Source organism: Phenylobacterium sp. (assembly GCF_036821595.1).
Taxonomy (GTDB): domain Bacteria; phylum Pseudomonadota; class Alphaproteobacteria; order Caulobacterales; family Caulobacteraceae; genus Phenylobacterium.
Genome location: NZ_DAISJG010000052.1, coordinates 1 through 17,530 on the forward strand (window position 1 = coordinate 1; position 17,530 = coordinate 17,530).

Annotated in this window: 15 protein-coding genes and 1 tRNA gene; 9 read left to right on the forward strand and 7 right to left on the reverse strand. The window is 70.5% G+C overall.

Translation table 11 applies throughout. The features are described from left to right. Positions 1-4 precede the first annotated feature (4 nt). Positions 5-81 (reverse strand) — tRNA-Met (locus V7Z97_RS16210). A gap of 96 nt (positions 82-177) precedes the next feature. Here V7Z97_RS16210 and V7Z97_RS16215 point away from each other — a divergent pair. From V7Z97_RS16215 to V7Z97_RS16225, 3 genes are read left to right on the forward strand one after another with little or no spacing between them, the layout of a single operon-like run. Then, a complete protein-coding gene (locus V7Z97_RS16215; protein ID WP_334164475.1) occupies positions 178-1,206 on the forward strand; it encodes a glycosyltransferase in 1,029 nt (342 codons plus the stop codon). Beyond that, the gene (gene asnB, locus V7Z97_RS16220; protein WP_334164476.1) at positions 1,206-2,894 is read left to right on the forward strand and encodes an asparagine synthase (glutamine-hydrolyzing); all 1,689 of its coding nucleotides are present in this window, start codon (positions 1,206-1,208) and stop codon (positions 2,892-2,894) included. Before V7Z97_RS16215 ends, asnB begins: the two co-directional genes overlap by 1 nt. Further along, positions 2,894-4,150 (forward strand): PQQ-dependent sugar dehydrogenase, encoded by a 1,257-nt coding sequence (locus tag V7Z97_RS16225; RefSeq protein ID WP_334164477.1) that lies wholly within the window; start codon positions 2,894-2,896, stop codon positions 4,148-4,150. Before asnB ends, V7Z97_RS16225 begins: the two co-directional genes overlap by 1 nt. Before the next feature lie 4 nt (positions 4,151-4,154). Here V7Z97_RS16225 and V7Z97_RS16230 read toward each other — a convergent pair whose 3' ends face one another. Both V7Z97_RS16230 and V7Z97_RS16235 read right to left on the reverse strand, forming a co-directional pair. Next, on the reverse strand, positions 4,155-5,276 hold the full coding sequence (locus V7Z97_RS16230) for an NAD(P)/FAD-dependent oxidoreductase (protein WP_334164478.1): 1,122 nt from the start codon (positions 5,274-5,276) through the stop codon (positions 4,155-4,157). Between the two features lie 41 nt (positions 5,277-5,317). Then, a complete protein-coding gene (locus V7Z97_RS16235; protein ID WP_334164479.1) occupies positions 5,318-5,980 on the reverse strand; it encodes a TetR/AcrR family transcriptional regulator in 663 nt (220 codons plus the stop codon). Positions 5,981-6,198: 218 nt separating this feature from the next. Here V7Z97_RS16235 and V7Z97_RS16240 point away from each other — a divergent pair, with 218 nt between their 5' ends. Both V7Z97_RS16240 and V7Z97_RS16245 read left to right on the forward strand, forming a co-directional pair. Next, complete coding sequence (locus V7Z97_RS16240) at positions 6,199-7,422, forward strand: tetratricopeptide repeat protein (protein WP_334164480.1); 1,224 nt, start codon at positions 6,199-6,201, stop codon at positions 7,420-7,422. Positions 7,423-7,495: 73 nt separating this feature from the next. Next, positions 7,496-8,668 (forward strand): serine hydrolase domain-containing protein, encoded by a 1,173-nt coding sequence (locus V7Z97_RS16245; RefSeq protein ID WP_334164481.1) that lies wholly within the window; start codon positions 7,496-7,498, stop codon positions 8,666-8,668. Here V7Z97_RS16245 and V7Z97_RS16250 read toward each other — a convergent pair. The 3 genes from V7Z97_RS16250 to V7Z97_RS16260 all read right to left on the reverse strand — a co-directional run bounded on the left by V7Z97_RS16250 (position 8,665) and on the right by V7Z97_RS16260 (position 11,411). After that, the gene (locus V7Z97_RS16250) at positions 8,665-9,693 is read right to left on the reverse strand and encodes an AraC family transcriptional regulator (RefSeq protein ID WP_334164482.1); all 1,029 of its coding nucleotides are present in this window, start codon (positions 9,691-9,693) and stop codon (positions 8,665-8,667) included. The genes V7Z97_RS16245 and V7Z97_RS16250 overlap by 4 nt on opposite strands. An 87-nt stretch (positions 9,694-9,780) precedes the next feature. After that, the gene (locus tag V7Z97_RS16255) at positions 9,781-10,200 is read right to left on the reverse strand and encodes a DUF2147 domain-containing protein (RefSeq protein WP_334164483.1); all 420 of its coding nucleotides are present in this window, start codon (positions 10,198-10,200) and stop codon (positions 9,781-9,783) included. A gap of 89 nt (positions 10,201-10,289) precedes the next feature. Then, the gene (locus V7Z97_RS16260; RefSeq protein ID WP_334164484.1) at positions 10,290-11,411 is read right to left on the reverse strand and encodes a hypothetical protein; all 1,122 of its coding nucleotides are present in this window, start codon (positions 11,409-11,411) and stop codon (positions 10,290-10,292) included. A gap of 174 nt (positions 11,412-11,585) precedes the next feature. Between V7Z97_RS16260 and V7Z97_RS16265 the strand changes: the two genes are divergently transcribed. From V7Z97_RS16265 to V7Z97_RS16280, 4 genes are all read left to right on the forward strand, one after another. Then, positions 11,586-12,455, forward strand: coding sequence for a lipid kinase (locus tag V7Z97_RS16265; protein ID WP_334164485.1), 870 nt, complete (start codon positions 11,586-11,588; stop codon positions 12,453-12,455). Between the two features lie 17 nt (positions 12,456-12,472). Next, a complete protein-coding gene (locus V7Z97_RS16270; protein ID WP_334164486.1) occupies positions 12,473-12,964 on the forward strand; it encodes a YkgJ family cysteine cluster protein in 492 nt (163 codons plus the stop codon). Positions 12,965-13,128: 164 nt separating this feature from the next. Further along, positions 13,129-13,737, forward strand: a complete 609-nt coding sequence (locus V7Z97_RS16275) for a hypothetical protein (protein ID WP_334164487.1) — start codon at positions 13,129-13,131, stop codon at positions 13,735-13,737. Further along, positions 13,734-14,621: a YwqG family protein gene (locus V7Z97_RS16280; RefSeq protein ID WP_334164488.1), complete on the forward strand. Its 888-nt coding sequence runs from the start codon at positions 13,734-13,736 to the stop codon at positions 14,619-14,621. Before V7Z97_RS16275 ends, V7Z97_RS16280 begins: the two co-directional genes overlap by 4 nt. On the opposite strand, the gene V7Z97_RS16285 is transcribed toward V7Z97_RS16280, so the two are convergent. Further along, a partial coding sequence (locus V7Z97_RS16285) for an indolepyruvate ferredoxin oxidoreductase family protein (RefSeq protein ID WP_334164489.1) occupies positions 14,618-17,530 on the reverse strand: 2,913 nt, incomplete at its 5' end. The genes V7Z97_RS16280 and V7Z97_RS16285 overlap by 4 nt on opposite strands.

Genomic DNA, 17,530 nt, shown 5'->3' on the forward strand with positions numbered 1-17,530 from the left:
AAGGTGGTAGCTGGGGGCGGGATCGAACCGCCGACCTGTGGGTTATGAATCCACCGCTCTAACCATCTGAGCTACCCAGCCACGGGTCTCGCACGCGAGGCGCGGGTTATAGGCAGACAAATTCGCCGCTTCAAGCGGCTTGGGAAGCGCGGCGCGAGCCGCTAGGTTCGCCGCCCGATGAGCGTGCTTCATCTCCTGGGGACGGCGGGCGAAGGCGGGGCCGAGACCTACTTCCTCGACCTCGTGTCGGCCCTGAGGCGCGCGGGCGTGCCCGAGGCCGCGGCGATCCGTCCGAACGCCGGCCGCGAGGCGGCGCTGGCGGCGGCCGGCGTGCCCGTGGAGACCCTGACGTTCGGCGGGCCGCTCGACCTCTTCACCCGCCGGAAGGCCGGGGCGTTCGCCCGGCGCGAAGGCGTGAAGGTGGCGCTCGCCTGGATGAACCGCGCCGCCCGGCACACGCCCAAGGGGCCCTGGGCTCGGATCGGCCGGCTGGGCGGCTACTACAACCTCAAATACTACCGCGGCTTCGACTACCTGGTGGCCAACACCGAGGACATCGCCGACTGGATCGTGGGCCAGGGATGGCCGGCGGGTCAGGTGAGCTGCATCCCCAATTTCGCCGCCGCGCCGGACGAGGCCGCGGCGCTCGACCGGGCGACCCTGTCGACGCCCGAGGACGCGCCCCTGCTGCTGGCCATGGGCCGCCTCCACGAGTCCAAGGCGCACGACGTGACCCTGCAGGCGCTGACGGAACTGCCCGACGCCGTCCTCTGGATCGCTGGAGTAGGACCGCTGGAAGGCAAGCTGAAGAGCCTCGCCCAGGCCCTGGGGGTCGCCGACCGGGTGCGGTTCCTTGGCTGGCGGACCGACGCCTCGGCGCTCTACCGGGCGGCGGACGTCTGCGTCTTCCCCTCGCGCTACGAGCCGCTGGGCAATGTGGTGATCAAGGCCTGGGCGCACGGTCTGCCGGTGATCGCCGCCGCCAGTCAGGGACCGAAGGCCCTGATTGAGGACGGCCAGGACGGCCTCCTGGTCCCTGTCGACGACCCGTCGGCGCTCGCCGCCGCCGTGCGCCGCGTGCTCTCCGAACCGCTGCTCAAGGTCCGGCTGACGCAGCACGGCCTGGCGCGGGTGGAGGCGGAGTTCTCCGAGGCCGCCGTCGTCGCCGCCTGGCGGGCGCTCTTCGCCGACTACGGGGTCGGCTGATGTGCGGCATCGCCGGTGAGCTTGGCCGGGGGACCTCGGCCGAGGCGATGATCGGCGCCCTCACCCACCGCGGTCCCGACGGCGTGCGCGTGTCGCAGGTCCCCGGCGCGACCCTCGCCCACGCGCGGCTGTCGATCATCGACCTGGAGGGCGGCTGGCAGCCGCTCTCGGCCGCCGGCTCGACGGTGATCGGCAACGGCGAGATCTACAACTACCTGGAGCTGGCGCGTGACTTCCAGCTGGCGGGCCGGCTCGGCACCGGCTCCGACTTCGAGCCCCTGCTGCATATCTACGCCCAGGAGGGGCCCGCCGCCTTCGACCGCCTGCGGGGCATGTATGCGCTCTGCCTGATCGGAAACGATGGCCGCGCCTGGCTGGCCCGCGACCCGTTCGGGATCAAGCCGCTCTATGTCCTGGAGCACGACGCCGGCCTGGCCTTCGCGTCCGAGCCACGCGCCTTCTTCGCCGCGGGTCTGGTGGCCCCGGAACTCGACGAGGACGCCGCCCGCGAACTCCTCGCTTTCAACTACACGCTCGGCGAGACCACCATCTTCAGGGGGCTTCGGCGCCTCGCGCCTGGCGAGGTGCTGGAGGTGACGGACGGGCGGATCGTCGATGCGCGGGCGCGGGCGTCGCTGCCCGTCGGCCGCGACTCCGCTGACGACGAGGCGACGCTGCTCCGCCGGCTGGACGCCGTGCTGGAGGACAGCGTTCGCGTGCATCAGCGCTCCGACGTTCCCTACGGCCTGTTTCTCTCCGGCGGCATCGACAGCGCGGCGATCGCCACCCTGATGGCGCGGCTGAACGAGCGGCCGGTCACCGCCTTCACCTGCGGCTTCGACGCCCCCGGCGCGAAGGACGAGCGGGCCCAGGCGGAAAAGGTGGCCCGGGCGCTGGACCTCGACTGGCGGGAGACCAGCTTCGGCGAAGAGGACTTCTGGCGGATCCTGCCGCAGGTGGCCTGGGCCCTGGACGACCCCACCGCCGACTACGCCACCCTGCCCACCTACAAGCTGGCGGAGGCCGCCAGGGGAACGCTGACCGTCGTGCTGACCGGCGAGGGTGGCGACGAGCTGTTCGGCGGCTACGGCCGGTATCGCCGGGCGCTCCGGCCCGCCTGGCTGGGCGGGCGCGCCGCCGAGCCGAGGCCGGGCGACCCCGCCGTGCTCGCCCGCTGGCGCGAGGCCGCCCGCGCGCCGAAGGGCCTGACGTCCCTGCAGGCCGCCCAGTGGGGCGACGTCGCCACCTGGCTGCCGAATGACCTGCTGCTGAAGCTCGACCGCTGCCTGATGGCCCACGGCCTGGAGGGGCGCACGCCGTTCCTCGATCCTGAGGTCGCCGCCTTCGCCTTCCCCCTGCCCGATCGGTTCAAGGTGCGCGGGCGCTACGGCAAGTGGCTTCTTCGCAAATGGCTGGAGGGCGCCTGCCCCGCCGCCGAGCCCTGGGCGCGGAAGCAGGGCTTCACCGTGCCGGTGGAGGCCTGGATCGCCCCGCGCGCCGCCGACATCGCCCCGCGGCTCGCCATGATCGAGGCGGTGCGCCGCATCCGGCCGGACGCCCAGGCCGTATTCGCCTCGGGCGAGGCCGGCCAGCGCTGGCCTTTGCTTTTCTTTTCGCTATGGGCGTTGATCCATCTGGAGGGCGCGTCGCCCACCGACGCCCTCGCCGCTGTCGCCGGGAGACCCTGATGCAGAAGCCGATCCTCACCGCGGCCGCCGCCGCCCTCGTCGCCGCCTGTGGCGGCAGCGACGGCCAGGCCCAGACCGCCGCCCCGTCCCAGACGGCGACGGCCACCGTGGGCGCCGCCCCGGTGCAGACCGCGGCCCCCAACGCGCCGAACCTGAAGCCGGCCTTCCCCGGCCAGACCCGGGCGCCGGAGATGAAGTCCAACGTGGCCTATGCGGTAGGGGATTACGTCACCGGAATTCAGAAGCCATGGGCGATCATGTTCCTTCCGGACGGAGCCCTGCTGATCAACGAGAAGGCCGGCCGGATGCGGGTCTTCAAGGACGGCCGGCTTTCCGATCCGGTGGCCGGCCTGCCCGCTGTCGACACCCGCGGCCAGGGCGGCCTGCTGGGTCTGGCGCTCGACCCCAACTACGCCCGCAACGGCCTGGTCTACTGGTCCTACGCCGAGACCGGCGAGGGCGGGAAGACCAACACCGCCGTCGCGCGCGGGCGCCTGGTCGCCTCGGGCCAGGCTCCCCGGCTCGAGAACGTGCAGGTGATCTGGCGGCAGAAGCCGAGTTGGGAGAGCACCCTGCACTACGGCTCCCGGCTGGTGTTCGCCCGCGACGGGACGCTCTACGTCACCACCGGCGAGCGCTCGGTGATGAGCGGCCGGATGCAGGCGCAGAAGCTCGACGCGGGCCTGGGCAAGATCATCCGCATCAACGCCGACGGCTCGATCCCGCGGGACAACCCCTTCGTGGGCCGCAAGGACGCCCAGCCGGAGATCTTCGCCAGCGGCGTGCGCAACGTGCAGTCCGCGGCGCTGCACCCGCGCACGGGCGAACTGTGGGAGGTCGAGCACGGCCCGCGGGGCGGCGACGAGCTCAACATCATCCGCAAGGGCCGCGACTACGGCTGGCCGACCATCGTCTACGGCATCGAGTATTCGGGCGGAACGATCGGCGAGGGCATTGCGCAGAAGCAGGGCCTGGAACAGCCCGCCTACTACTGGGATCCGGTCATCGGCCCCTCGGGCATGGCCTTCTACCAGGCCGGCCTGTTCCCGGCCTGGAAGGACAGCCTCTTCGTCGGCGGGATGCGGTCCCGCGACCTGGTGCGTCTGGTGCTGGACGGGGAGAAGGTGGTGGGCGAGGAGCGTCTCCTGACCGAGGTCGGCGAGCGCATCCGCGACGTCGTCGTGGGCCCCGACGGGGCCCTCTACCTCGCCACCGACAACGACAAGGGCCGGGTCCTGCGGGTCGCCCCGAAATAGCGGACTAGAGGTCCGGGAGTCCCAGCCGCGAGGCCACCTCCTCGCCGATCGCCAGCGAGGAGGTGAGGCCGGGACTCTCGATGCCGAACAGGGCCACCAGCCCGTTGAGGCCATGGATGTCGGCGCCATCGATGCGGAAGTCGCTGTGCGGCTCTCCGGGTCCGTGGATCTTCGGCCGGACGCCCGCGTAGTCGGGGCTCAGGCTGCCCTCGGGCAGGCCCGGCCAGAACTTGCGGATATAGCTGTAGAAGCCGGCCGCGGCCCCGGGGTCCACCGTGTAGTCGGGCTCGTCCACATAGCTGAGGTCGGGCCCGAACACCGCCTGGCCGCCGAGGTCGCGGCGGTAGTGGGTGCCAAGCGCGCCGGGGATCGGCGGCGGATAGACCAGGTGAGCGAAGGGCGCCTTGCCGGTGAGCCGGAAGTACATGCCCTTGCCGTAGTGCGCCGGCGGGATGACTTCGGCGGGAAAGCCCTCGATCTGGGCGGCCACGCCCTGGGCCGACAGTCCGGGCGCGGAGACCAGGTAGCGGCAGGTGAGCACGGTGGGCTCCGCGCCGCCGGCGCGGACCTCGAAACCGCCGTCGGGAAGCGCACGTGCGCTCTGGAAGGGGGTGGAGACGACGACGGTGCCGCCCGCCTGCTCGATCTCGCCCTGCAGCGCCAGCATGTAGCCGTGGCTGTCGAAGACCCCGCTCTCGGGCGACAGAAGCGCGCCCTCGCAGGCGAGCTCCGGCTCCAGCGCCAGGGCTTCGGCCTTCGAGAGCTTCCGCATGCCCTCGACCTCGTTGGTCGTCGCCTGGTCGAGGATGGCGTCGAGGCGCTCGACCTCCTCGGGCGTGGTGGCCACCACCAGCTTGCCGCAGCGGTCGTATTCCACGTGGTGGGCGTCCAGGAAGGCGTAGAGCAGCCGCCGGCCCCGCACGCAGAGCCGCGCCTTGAGCGAGCCGGTGGGATAGTAGAGCCCGCCGTGGATCACTTCGGAATTGCGCGAGGAGACGCCCTGGCCGATGGCCGCCTCCTGCTCGAGCACGGCGACCGTCAGGCCGCGGCGGGACAGGGCGTAGCCGCAGGCCAGGCCCACGGCGCCCGCCCCCACGACCACCGCGTCGAAATCGAAATCGGCCATCGATGCTGGCTAACGCACGGCGGCGGTCTTGGGAACCACGGTCACGCGCCCAGGAAATGCAGCCGCACGGTCTCGCGGAACATCAGCGCCTGGCGGGCGATTGCGCGCGTGTCGCCGAGCGCCTTCGAGAGTGTCATGCCGCCGTAGGTGAAGGTCAGGATCGCGTCCGCGAGGTCGGCAGGCTCCGCCTTGCCCGTGGGCGGATACTTGGCCGCGATCTCCTCGAGCCAGCCGATGAACTTGGCCCGCCACTGCAGGACGCTGTCGACGGTCATCCGTCGGGTCGCCTGGTCCCAGGCCATGTCCTGGAAGGTCACCGTGGCCACCATGCAGCCGGGGTGGTTGTAGACCGCCTCCTCCATCGCCTCCGCGTAGAATTTCAGGAAGATCAGGAAGCTGTGGAGCGGGTCCTCGTGCAGCTCCCGCGAGCGGGCGATCATCTCGTCGAGGAAATACTGATTGCGGTCTGCGTAGCGCGCGATGAGCTGCCGGGCGAGGTCGTGCTTGTCCTTGAAGTGGTAGAAGAAGCCGCTCTTGGTTAGGCCCGCGGCCTCCACCAGTTCCTCGATCGAGGTGGCGGCGAAACCCTTCCGGATCACGGATTCGAACGCGAGGTCGAGCAGCCGTTCGCGCGTGCGCTCGCCCTTCGAGCGGGGCTCCAACTGCACCACGGGTGCAGTTTCGGTCTGCTGGCGGCGTGACATGGGGCACAGTCCCTCGGCTCACCAAGGCCTAGCTTACTGGAAACACGCCGGAATCTCACCGTTCGGCGAACCGACCGCGCGCCCGCTGGAGCCATGCCCTGGAACGATTTACCCCTCCCCGCCCCATCGAGGAGAAGAAAACAATGACCGTCAAAGACCATCACGGGCTCGTCTTGTCAGGCGCTACCCAGACTGCGGCAGAAAATTACCGTCAGGCGTTGCACGCATACCACTGCTATGCGGGCGACGCGGCGACGTTCCTGGACGCCGCGATCGCCGAGGCCCCCGGCTTCGTCATGGCCCATGTGCTCAAGGCCTACATGAACCTGGTGGGCGGCAACATGCAGGAGGCGGTCGTGGGCGTCGCCGCCTTCGAGGCGGCCCGGCAGCTGCCGGCCAACGACCGCGAACAGGGTCACCTGGCGGCCCTGGGCAGCCTGCTGGCCGGCGAGATCCGCGGCGCCGCGCGCATCCTGGAGGACGTCTCCATCGCCTGGCCGCGCGACGTGATGGCCCTGCACGTGGGCCAGCTGCTCGACTTCCTGCAGGGCGACAGCCGGATGCTCCGCGACCGCATCGGCCGGGCGCTTCCGGCCTGGTCACGGGACGCGCCGGACTACCACGCGGTCCTGGGCCTGCTGTCCTTCGGGCTCGAGGAGACCGGCTACTACGACCGCGCCGAGGCCGCCGGCCGCGAGGCGGTCGCCCTGGAGCCCCGCAACAACTGGGCCCAGCACGCGGTGGCCCACGTGCTGGAGATGCAGGACCGCCGCGCCGATGGCGTCGCCTGGCTGACCCAGGACGGCCAGCCATGGGCCCGCGAGACCGTCTTCCTGCACAACTGGTGGCACCTGGCGCTCTTCCACCTCGGCCAGGGCGAGACGGCCGAGGCGCTGCGGCTGTTCGACGGGCCGATGTTCGGGCCGCGGTCGGACCACGCCTTCGACATGATCGACGCCGCGGCCCTGCTGTGGCGGCTGAACCTGCGCGGCGTGGACGTGGGCGACCGCTGGCAGGCGGTGGCGGACCTCTACGAGACCCAGCCGCGCGGCCAGTACGCCTTCGATGATGCCCACGCCATGATGGCCTTCGTGGCCGCCGGCCGGGAGTCCTCCGCCCGCGGCCTGCTGGAACTGCAGACCACCGTGCTGGCGGGTCCGGGCGACAACGCCGTCTTCACCCGTGACGTGGGGCTGCCGGTGATGCAGGCGATCTACGCCTACGGGCACGGGGACCACGGCAGGACCGTCGAGCTGCTCCGCGGCGTGCGCAGCCGCTCCGCACGCTTCGGCGGCAGCCACGCGCAGCGGGACATCATCGACCTGACCCTGATCGCCGCCGCGGGGAAGAGCGGCGACCACAGCCTCGAGCAGGCCCTGCTGGCCGAGCGGGCCGCCGCCAGGCCGCTCGCCAGGCCGGAGGGCCGCAGGCTCGCCGCTTAGGTCGAAGATCCTCCCCCGGTTCCCCGGGGGAGGATCGGCCGCTATGGTCCCGCCAAGGAACGGGGGGAAGCGTATGCGGAAGATCATCCTGGCCATGGCCGCCTCGGCCGCGCTGGCCGCCACCGGGGCGCAGGCGCAGGTCGCCCTGAAGCCGGGCGTGCCGTCGATCCTGCAGTGGAGCCCGGAGCAGCAGCGGGAGTGGTATCCGGCGATCGAGACCGTCTACCAGGTCCGCACCGTGCCGCGCGGGGCCCGGGTCCATCCCCTGCCCGCCGCCGGCCGGACGATCGCGCCCACCTTCGAGTACGCGGGGAAGACCTGGACGGTCGACGACTACATGGCCGCCTACAACGTCTCGGGCGTGCTGGTCCTGAAGGACGGCAAGGTCCTGCTCGAGAAGTACGGCCTCGGCCGCAAGCCGGAGGACCGCTGGACCTCCTTCTCGGTGGCCAAGTCCGTGACCTCCACCCTGGTCGGCGCGGCGATCCAGGACGGCAGGATCAAGGGCCTGGAGGACGTGGTCACCAACTACGTGCCCGAGCTGAAGGGCTCCGCCTACGAGGGAGTCACCGTGCGCCAGCTCCTGATGATGAGCTCGGGCGTGAAGTGGAACGAGGACTACACCGACCCGAACTCCGACGTGGCCCGAGCCGGGGCCGCGATCCTGGAGCCGGGCGTCAACCCGATCGTCAGCTACATGCGCCGGCTGCCGCGAGCCAACGAACCCGGCGCGAAGTTCACCTACAACACCGGCGAGACCGACCTGGTCGGCGTGCTGGTCTCCAAGGCGGTGGGCAAGAGCCTGTCGGAGTACGCCTCGGAGAAGCTCTGGAAGCCCTACGGCATGGAGCGCGACGCCATCTGGATGGTCGACCTCGCGGGCCACGAACGCGGCGGCTGCTGCATGTCCATGACCCTGCGCGACTACGGCCGGGTGGGCCAGTTCATGCTGGACGGCGGCAAGGCCGGCGACGTCCAGGTGCTGCCGCCCTGGTGGGCCGAGCAGGCGACCACGCCGCAGATCACCAACGGCGCGCCGGCGCCCGGCTACGGCTACTTCTGGTGGATGCGGCCGAACGGCAGCTACGACGCCTCGGGCATCTTCGGCCAGTCGATCACCACCTTCCGCGACGACCGGCTGGTGATCGTGATCAATGCCGCCTGGCCGCAGGCGACGGGTCGGGAGCTGGCCATGGCGCGGACCGCCTTCGTGAACGCGATCCGCGAGGCGGCGAAGGGCGCCTAGGCCTCGACGGGCCGCCCCACCCGATAGGCGGTGGGGCTGATCCCCGTCCAGCGCTTGAAGGCGCGGGAGAAGGCGGCCGGCTCCGAGAAGCCCACGAGGTAGGCGGTCTCGTTGATCGAGACCTTGGGGTTGGCGAGATAGTGCAGCGCCAGCCTGTGGCGCAGCTCGTCATAGATCTTCTCGAAGGTGACGCCCTCCGCCTTCAGCTTGCGGAACAGGGTCTGGCGGCTGACCCCCAGGTGGCCGGCCACGTCGTCCATGCTGACGTCGCCGCGGTGGAGCACCGGCATGAGCAGCGCCTCCACCCGTCCGCGGACGGTGCCCGCGCTCTCCAGCTTCTGCAGCAGAGCCGCGGCCCGGTCGCTGAGCACACCGAACACGTAGCCGGGCAGCCGCGCCACCGGCGCCTCCTGGAACACCGGGTTGAGGCGAAGCGCATTGCGCTCGGCCCCGAACGTGACGGGCGCCTGGAAGACCCGCCGGTAGTCGTCCGGATAGCCGGGATCCGGGTGGGTCACCTGGACCTCCAGCACGAAGGGGGTCATCCCCATCCGCCGCGGCCCGCAGGCCATGCGGCCGAAGGTGGTCTCGGTGAGCTCCGGGAAGAGATTGGGACTCTGGCGGTTGTCGATCAGCCAGACGCCGTCGCCCTCGCGACACAGGACGAAGCGGTCCGCGGCCGGGCCCACGCCGTCCACCTCCACGGCCAGGCGGCCGAAGCGGTTCATCTGGTCGAAGGCCTCCTGCATGGTCCGCGAGGCGATGGTGAGCAGGCCCACGACCGAGATCTCTGAGAAGTCCACGTGCTCGGCGTAGCGCAGCGCCAGCGCCGGGTCGCCGGTGAGCGCCTTGGCCGTCCGCATCAGCGTCACATAGGCGTCGAAGGCCACCCGACGGTCAGGGTCCTCCAGCTCTTCGGGGAGGAGCCCCGAGGCCGCGGCGAGCGCCTGCGGGTCCGCGCCGCGCGAAACCGCGAACTTGAACAGGCCCCGGACGATCCCGGCCTCGTAGGTGCGCTCGGCCATGCTCGCGCGGCTCCCCGCTCTTTCCGCTCACACGTTAGAGGCTGCCGCGGGGGCGTTTGGATGCAAGCGGCCAACGGGCCGCGGCGGCTAGACGACCCGCGTCCAGACCTGGGACTTGCAGATCAGGCCGCCCAGAACGCAGCCCTTGGCGCGAAGGCGGCCGGCGTCGAGCTGCTGGGCGGTGCCGGAGAAGGTGCGGTTCATGTCGGGGGCGAAGACCTTGCCGCGCCAGACGCCGCTGCGGTCAAGCTCCAGGTCGCGGAAGATCTGCAGGCCGACCAGGTTCTGCGTGCCGCCCTCGCGGGCGTCGCGCTTGGCCTTGTCGTTGGCCCAGACCACATAGCCGCAGGCGCCGGCGCCGCACGGCCTGATCTCCACGTGCACGCTGCCCTTGGGGTTGCTCCAGACGCCGAAGGTCTGAGCGCCCGAGGACGCGCCCTGGGCCTGCGCGGGCAGCCCGGCCGAGAGCAGGCCCGCGGCGATAACGGCGATAGCGAAGTTGCGCATGGGCGCAGATTTAGGCGCCTTGGGCGGCCGTGCAAGGCGCCGCGCGGTCGCGCCGCAGGCCGATCAGGCCCGCGGCGCGGCTCGAACGCCTAGTCGGACGCCTTGCCGCCCTTGGCGGAGGCCTTCGGCGCGGCCTTGGCGGCGGCCTCGGCCCGCTCCTTCTCCTCGTGGCGAGCGCCGCCGAGGATGCCCTCCAGGGCGTAGTTGCCCTCGTGGCAGGCATATTCGTAGATCACGCCGTCGAGCGGACTCATCTCGTATTCGCCGCCCCAGGGCTTCTCCCAGAGCGTCGGATCCTCGACCTGGAAGGCGTAGTGCAGGCGGTCCTTGGCGACGCGGGTGAAGCGTTCGGTGACCTTCAGGTTCTCCCACGAGCCCATGAACGCCTGGCGCTGCGGGATGTGGGTGGTCTCCACGACCAGGGTGTCGCTCTCCCACCAGCCGATGGAGTCGCCGAAATACGGCCGCACGTTGTCGGTGCGGTGCTTGGCGTTCAGCGGAATGATCCGCGCGTCATGGTTCATCTCCACCAGGATGGTCACCGCCTCCGGCGACTGAACGATCTGGTAGTTGTTGTTGTAGAAGCCGTTGGGGAACATCGGCGGGCCGCCGTTGCGCCCGAAGCCGATGATGCAGCGCTCGCCGAGCGAGCGGTTCTCCGGGTTGTCGAACGCGCCCATGCCGCCGCGGCCCCCGCCGAAGCCGGCCGGAGTCGGCGCGCCAGCCTTGCGCGGCGGAACCTGGCCGTTCGCGGTGGTCAGCAGCGAGGTCCGGGGCTCGCCGCGCACCCGCATGACGCTGTGGCCCGGATCCAGCCAGCCGCGGTTGTAGCCGCCCACGTCGCCGCCGGCGGCGGCGAACTCGGGCCGCACGTTGCCGGTGGCCTTCGGCGCTTCGGCGGGGGCGTCGGGATCGGTGGGCTTGTTGCCTTCCTCGACCTCGTCGATCACCGCCTGTTCCATGGCCTTCACCTCCTCCTCCGTGTGGACGAGGCGATCGCCGAGCTTGGCGGGACGGATCATCGGCGTGAGGGTGGAGTTGGACCAGAAGCCGCCCAGATCCGGCTGGCCGAACGCGGTGCGCGGCGCCTTGTAGGCGCCCTTGGCAGTGGCGGCCTTGGCCTCGGCCGCGGCGGCCTGGGTGGGGATGCCGGCGAGCGCGACGGGCGCGGCGCACAGGGCGGTTGCGAGGAAGAAGGCGGCGCGGTTCACGATGTGGCTCCCCAATGACTTTTCGCCGACTCCCGGCCGGCGTTCATACCGAACTTACGAATAACGGGAGCGTCCGGCAATGGGCAGGCCATCGGGGCGCGCCCTCCCCCATGCGGGCGACAATGAGCCTTTTGTGCGCGAGCGTCGTTTCGCTGGCATGACGGAGCCGCAACATTGATCCCGCCAGCGCGGCGCGCGCTCCTGATCCGCAACGAGGCGAAGGGCGGCGCGTGGGTCGCCGAAGTGATGGCGCGTCTGGCCGCGGCCGGGCTCGTGGTCGAGGACACCCCGACCGCCTCCTGCGAGGCGGCCTGCGCGGCGATCGCAGGCGCCTCGGCCGACCTCATCCTCGTGGCGGGCGGTGACGGGACGCTGAACGGCGTGGCGCCCGCCCTGCTGGAGGCCGGCAAGCCTGTGGGCGTGCTGCCGCTGGGCACCGCCAACGACCTCGCGCGCACGCTGGGGCTCCCGCTCGACGCCGCGGGCGCAGCCGAGGTGATCGCCGACGGGGCGACGCGGCGGATCGACGTGGGCTTCGCCAACGGCCGCCCCTTCTTCAACGTGGCCAGCCTGGGCCTTTCCGCGGAACTGGCCGCGACGCTCGACAGTGGGGCCAAGCACCGTTTCGGCCGGCTGTCCTATGCGCTGGCGGCGCTCCGGGTCCTTATGCACGCCAAGCCCTTCCGGGCGGCCATCGCGGCCGAGGGCGAGGTGGCGCGGACCCACACCTACCAGATCGCCGTGGGCAACGGCCGCTACCACGGCGGCGGCGTGGCGGTGAGCGAGGATGCGGAGATCGATGACGGCGAGCTGGTGCTCTACAGCCTGGAACCCGGCAGCCTCTGGAAGGTGGTGGCGCTGGCCCCGCTGTTCCGCCGCGGCCGGCACCTGCGCTGGCGCGAGGTGCGCACCGCCAGCGGCACGGCGCTGGAGATCCGCACGCCCTCGCCCATGCCGGTCAACCTGGACGGCGAGCTCGCCACCGAGACGCCCCTGGCCTTGACGGTGCGGCCGAAGGCGGTGGAGGTGTTCGCGCCCCGCTGAGCCTGGGAAGGAGCACCATGGCCGACCGGCCGAAGACCTGCGGCCCCTGCACCTTCTGCTGCAAGGTGATGGCGGTGTCGGAACTCGGAAAGCCGGCCGGGACCGCCTGCCCGCACGTGCGCGCCGGCCACGGCTGCGGGATCTACGCCGAGCGGCCGCAGGGCTGCCGGACCTTCGAGTGCGTCTGGCTGATGGACCCGGAGATGCCCCGCCGGTTCCGGCCGGACCAGACCAAGGTGATGCTCGACCAGGACCATGACGGCCGCCGCCTGATCGCCCGCTGCGACCCGGCCAACCCGCTGGCCTGGCGCCGCAACCCCATGCATGCGGCGCTGAAGGGCTACGCCCAGGACCACTGGGGCACGGGACGGATCGTCATGGCCATCGCCGGCCGTCGCGCCTGGGTGATCACGCCGAAGGAAGACATCGACCTCGGGGAGATCGACCCGGCGGCGCGGGTCGAGGTGGTTGAGGACGCGCAGGGGCGCGTGGTGGTGAACAGCGGGTGAGTCTATCGTTTGTTCTCTTTTTGTTCGACTCTCGGCGGAAGATATGGGATACCCACGTTCTGCAGTGAACGTCAGGGGAGCGAGGGATGGCGGCTTCAGGATCCTATGCGCGCGGCGACCAGCCGAGGTCTGTTCCGGACCCCGACGCCCAAGCATACCGGGAGATGGTTCGCAAGCAGAAGGCGATCAACGCAAGGCAAGGCCGAGGGAACGACTCAAGCCGGCCTGGACGCGTCGAACATCCGGGCGCCCTCGAGTCGATGATCCCGGTATGGGGCTCGGGCAAGGAAGCCATCGCGGACTTTCACGATGGCGACTACCTCGGCGCAGCAGGCAATGGTCTGCTGGCCGTGACCGACGTCGTGCCGGCAAAAGCCTTTGTGGGAGCGCTTGCCAAGGGAGCCTTGGTGAAAGGCGCGCCCTACGTCTGGCGCACCAAGCCCTGGGAGAAGGGGCAAGGCGGGCGCCAGTGGCTCGGTGAAAGAGGCGTGGTCAAGCCCGGACAGCCCGTCCACCACTGGGTGATAGGCATGGAGCAGAAGTCCCCGGTCCCTGACTTCATCAAGAACCAGCCGATTTTTCTCAAACCCATGAAGGACGCGGTGCAGCATGGCCGTGTCCACGGGGGCTACACCGTCAACGGGGTGACGCTTCCTCGATACGGCGTCCCTGCGCGGATCTGGTACGGATCGCCCGACTGGGCGAAGGCTGCGCCCGTGTCGGTTGGCGGCCGGCTTGTACCTGACGACAATCGGAAGGAGCGCTCCCGTTGATCGGCGCCGCCGTCGCATTCGTCATCGTGGCCGGTGCGGTTGGATTGTGGTTGGTGCGCCGCATTGGTCAGCCGAGCGCCGAAGAGAGGCAGGCAATCGCGCTCAGGCGAGCGGAGGCGACCCGCTCGCTCCTGCAACAGATGCAGAGCCTCGCCCAGCCCGCTCTAACCTTGATCCCGGCTGCGCAGCCGGGCTTCTCGAAGCTCGGGGGTGAGCCCGACCTACCTGAAGCAGCGGACTGGCCGCGGGCCAACGGCCAGCCCCTAGCGTTTCTCGCGCAGCTAGACCTTGAGGAGGTTCGAGCGGCCGACGGACCGGGGTGGTTGCCTAACCTGGGAAGGCTTTGGGCGTTCAATGACGACCAGGGCTATGGGAGCGCGGGACACATACACATCCTGCACGCTCCGCCCAGCGCGGCTGTGGCCCGCCGCCCCTTCCCGCCCGACCTCAGAAAGCGGCTTCGATTTCGCGAACGACCGGTCGGCTTCCGCCGGGACATCGTTGCGCCTAGTATCGACTGGCTTGGTATCGACCCGCGGGAGATCGATATCGAGGGTTTCAGCGCCGAGGAACTCGCCGCACCGCCCCAAGGGCCTCACCGCGACGAACGCCAGCACCGGGTCGGTGGGTATCCCTCCGAAATCCAGGACGAGCGGATGTCGATCACGGCCGAGCTGCGGGCCCGGGGTCTCGCCTTGGACGGGCCTCTGCCGCCCGACATCGAAGAAGCGGCTGGCGAATGGAGGCTTCTCCTGCAGATCGACTCGGACCCGGCGCTCGGCATGAACTTCGGCGACGCCGGCCGGCTGTATGTCTTCATCAAGGAGAAGGACGCCCGGGCGAGCGACTTCTCCAGGACCGTGTCGAACTGGCAGACTTACTAGGCCGCCACCGTCTCCCCCGCCTTCTCCCACTCGGCCCAGAGGCGCTTCTCCTCGGCCTTGGCCGGGCCGAGGCTGGCTTCCTTGACGTGGCCGAAGCCGCGGATCTGCTGCGGGACGGCGGCGATCTTCACCGCGGTCGGCAGGTGGGCGGCGTCCAGCCTCGAGAGCAGGCGGTCGACGCCGGCCTCGTAGTCGGAGATCAGCCCCCGCTCCATCTTCCGCTCGTCGGAGTAGCCGAAGACGTCGAGCGGCGTGCCGCGCAGGCCCTTCATCTTGGCCATCATCGGGAACGCCAGGTCGGTCATCCACGAGCCGAAGGCCATCTTCTTCGGCCGGCCGTCCTTGTCCTTCGGCGACAGGATGGGCGGGGCGAGCCAGACCTTCTCCTTGCCGCCCTTGAAGACCGAGTTGCGGTATTCGCGCCAGCGCGGATCGGTGTGCAGGCGCGCGACCTCGTACTCGTCCTTGTAGGCCATCAGCTTGTAGAGGTTGACGGCCACCGCCCGCGTCAGGCGGTCGGAGCCCAGCGCGCTTTCCGCCTCCTGCACCTTGCGCACCCGGTCGAGGTAGCGCTGGGCGTAGGCGCGGTTCTGGTAGGCCTCGAGCTCGCGGGCGCGCTGGGAGATCAGCTCCTCGACGGCCATGGTCTCGGGCGTCGGCACGTCGTCCTCGCGCAGGCCGCGGCTCGACGGATCGTGCGCCGCCTTGCGGCCCAGTTCGAAGGCCTGGAGGTTGGCGTCGGCGTCCACCCCGTTCAGGCGGATGGCGCGGTAGAGCGCCCGGCTCGACACAGGCACGACGCCCTTCTGCCAGGCGAAGCCCAGCATGATCATGTTCGAGTAGATGGCGTCGCCGAGGTTGTTCACCGCCAGGTGCTGGGCCGGCATGGCGTCGTACGACTTCACGGCGGCGGCGATCCGGCGGGCCTGGGCGTCGGCGTCGAAGCGCACGTCACGGTCGGTGACGAAATCGGCCGTCGGGGCGAAGTCGGCGTTGCCCACCGCCACGGTGCGGTCCTTGGCGTAGAGCGCCAGCGCGTCGGCCCCGGCCGCCACCAGCAGGTCGCAGCCGATCAGCACATTCGCGGACGCGGCCGGCACCCGGCCGCCCACGATGCTCTCCTCGGTCTCGCCGATGCGCACGTGGCTGAACACCGCCCCGCCCTTCTGGGCCAGGCCGGTCATGTCCACCACGCTGGCGGCGCGGCCGTCCACGTGGGCCGCCATGGCCAGGATCGAGGCCACAGTCGTGACGCCGGTGCCGCCGACGCCGGTGAAGACGATGTTGGAAGTCCCGGTGAGGGCCTGGAAGGTCGGAAGCGGCGTGGAGTCCGCCGTCAGGGCCGGCATGGCCTCCTTGTGCGGGTTCTCCGCGCCCTCTAGCGTGATGAAGGACGGGCAGAAGCCCTCCAGGCACGTGTAATCCTGGTTGCAGCTCGACTGGTTGATCTTCCGCTTGCGGCCGAACTCGGTGTTCAGCGGCTCGACGGAGACGCAGTGCGAGGTGCGCGAGCAGTCGCCGCAGCCTTCGCAGACCAGCGGGTTGATCATCACCCGCCGCGGGGCCTGCTCCATCTTGCCGCGCTTGCGGCGGCGGCGCTTCTCGGTGGCGCAGACCTGGTCGTAGATCAGGACGGTGACGCCCGGGATTTCGCGCAGCTCGCGCTGCACCTTCATCAGGTCCGACCGGGGCTTCACCTCGACGCCCGGCGCAAGATCCGTGACCTGCTCGTAGCGCTCGGGCTCGGCGGCCACCACGACCACCTTCTTCACGCCTTCGGAGGCGAGCTGGCGGGTGATCTGCGGGACGGTGAAGCCGCTCTCGGCCTGCTGGCCGCCGGTCATGGCCACCGCGTCGTTGAACAGCAGCTTGTAGGTGATGTTCGACTTCGCCGCGATCGAAGCGCGGACCGCGAGCGAGCCGGAGTGGTTGTAGGTGCCGTCGCCGAGGTTGACGAAGACGTGCTTCTCCTCGGTGAAGGGAGACGCGCCCATCCAGGTCAGGCCCTCGCCGCCCATGTGGCTGGTGAGGTCGGTGTTCGGGTCGTTGAAGCTCGCCATGTAATGGCAGCCGATGCCGGCGAGCGCGCGGCTGCCTTCCGGCAGGCGGGTGGACGAGTTGTGCGGGCAGCCGGAGCAGAAGAACGGCTTGCGCTGCTGGTCGCTGGACAGCGTCACCGCGGCCATGGAGGCGGCCGAGACGCGGTTCAGGTAGTCGTGCACCCGCTCCATGTGCGGGCCCGGCGGCAGGCGGTCGGAGATGGCCAGGGCGATCTCGGCCACGGAGAGCGAGCCCAGCTCGGACAGCAGCGGATGGCCCTGCTCGTCGGTCTTGCCGATGATCTTCGGCCGCGCGTGGGCCGGCAGGTCGTAGAGGGCCGCGCGGGCCTGGGTCTCGATCAGCGGACGCTTGTGCTCGATGACCATCAGGGTCTCGAGCCCGGCGGCGAAGCTGCGCAGGCCGGTGGGCTCCAGCGGCCAGGGCATGCCCACCTTGTAGATGGCGATGCCGAGGTCGGCCGCCTCCTGGCGGCTGATCCCCATCGCCGCGAAGGCCTCGATGACGTCCTTGTAGGCCTGGCCCTGGCAGGCGATGCCGAGCCGGGGCCGCGAGGAGCCCCACATCACCCGGTCGATCCGGTTGGCGCGGGCGAAGGCGAGCGCGGCCGGCAGCTTGTGGGTGCGCAGGCGCCGCTCCTTGTCGAGCGGCTGGTCCTTCAGGCGGATGCCCACGCCCCCGGGCGGCAGGCGGAAGTTGTCAGGCGCGACGAAGCGGTGGCGGTCCAGGCCCACGTCGATGGTGACGCCGGAATCCATGGTGTCGGCCAGCGCGATCAGGCCGACCCACAGCCCCGAGAACCGGGACATGGCGTAGCCCATCAGGCCGTAGTCCAGCACCTCCTGCACGTC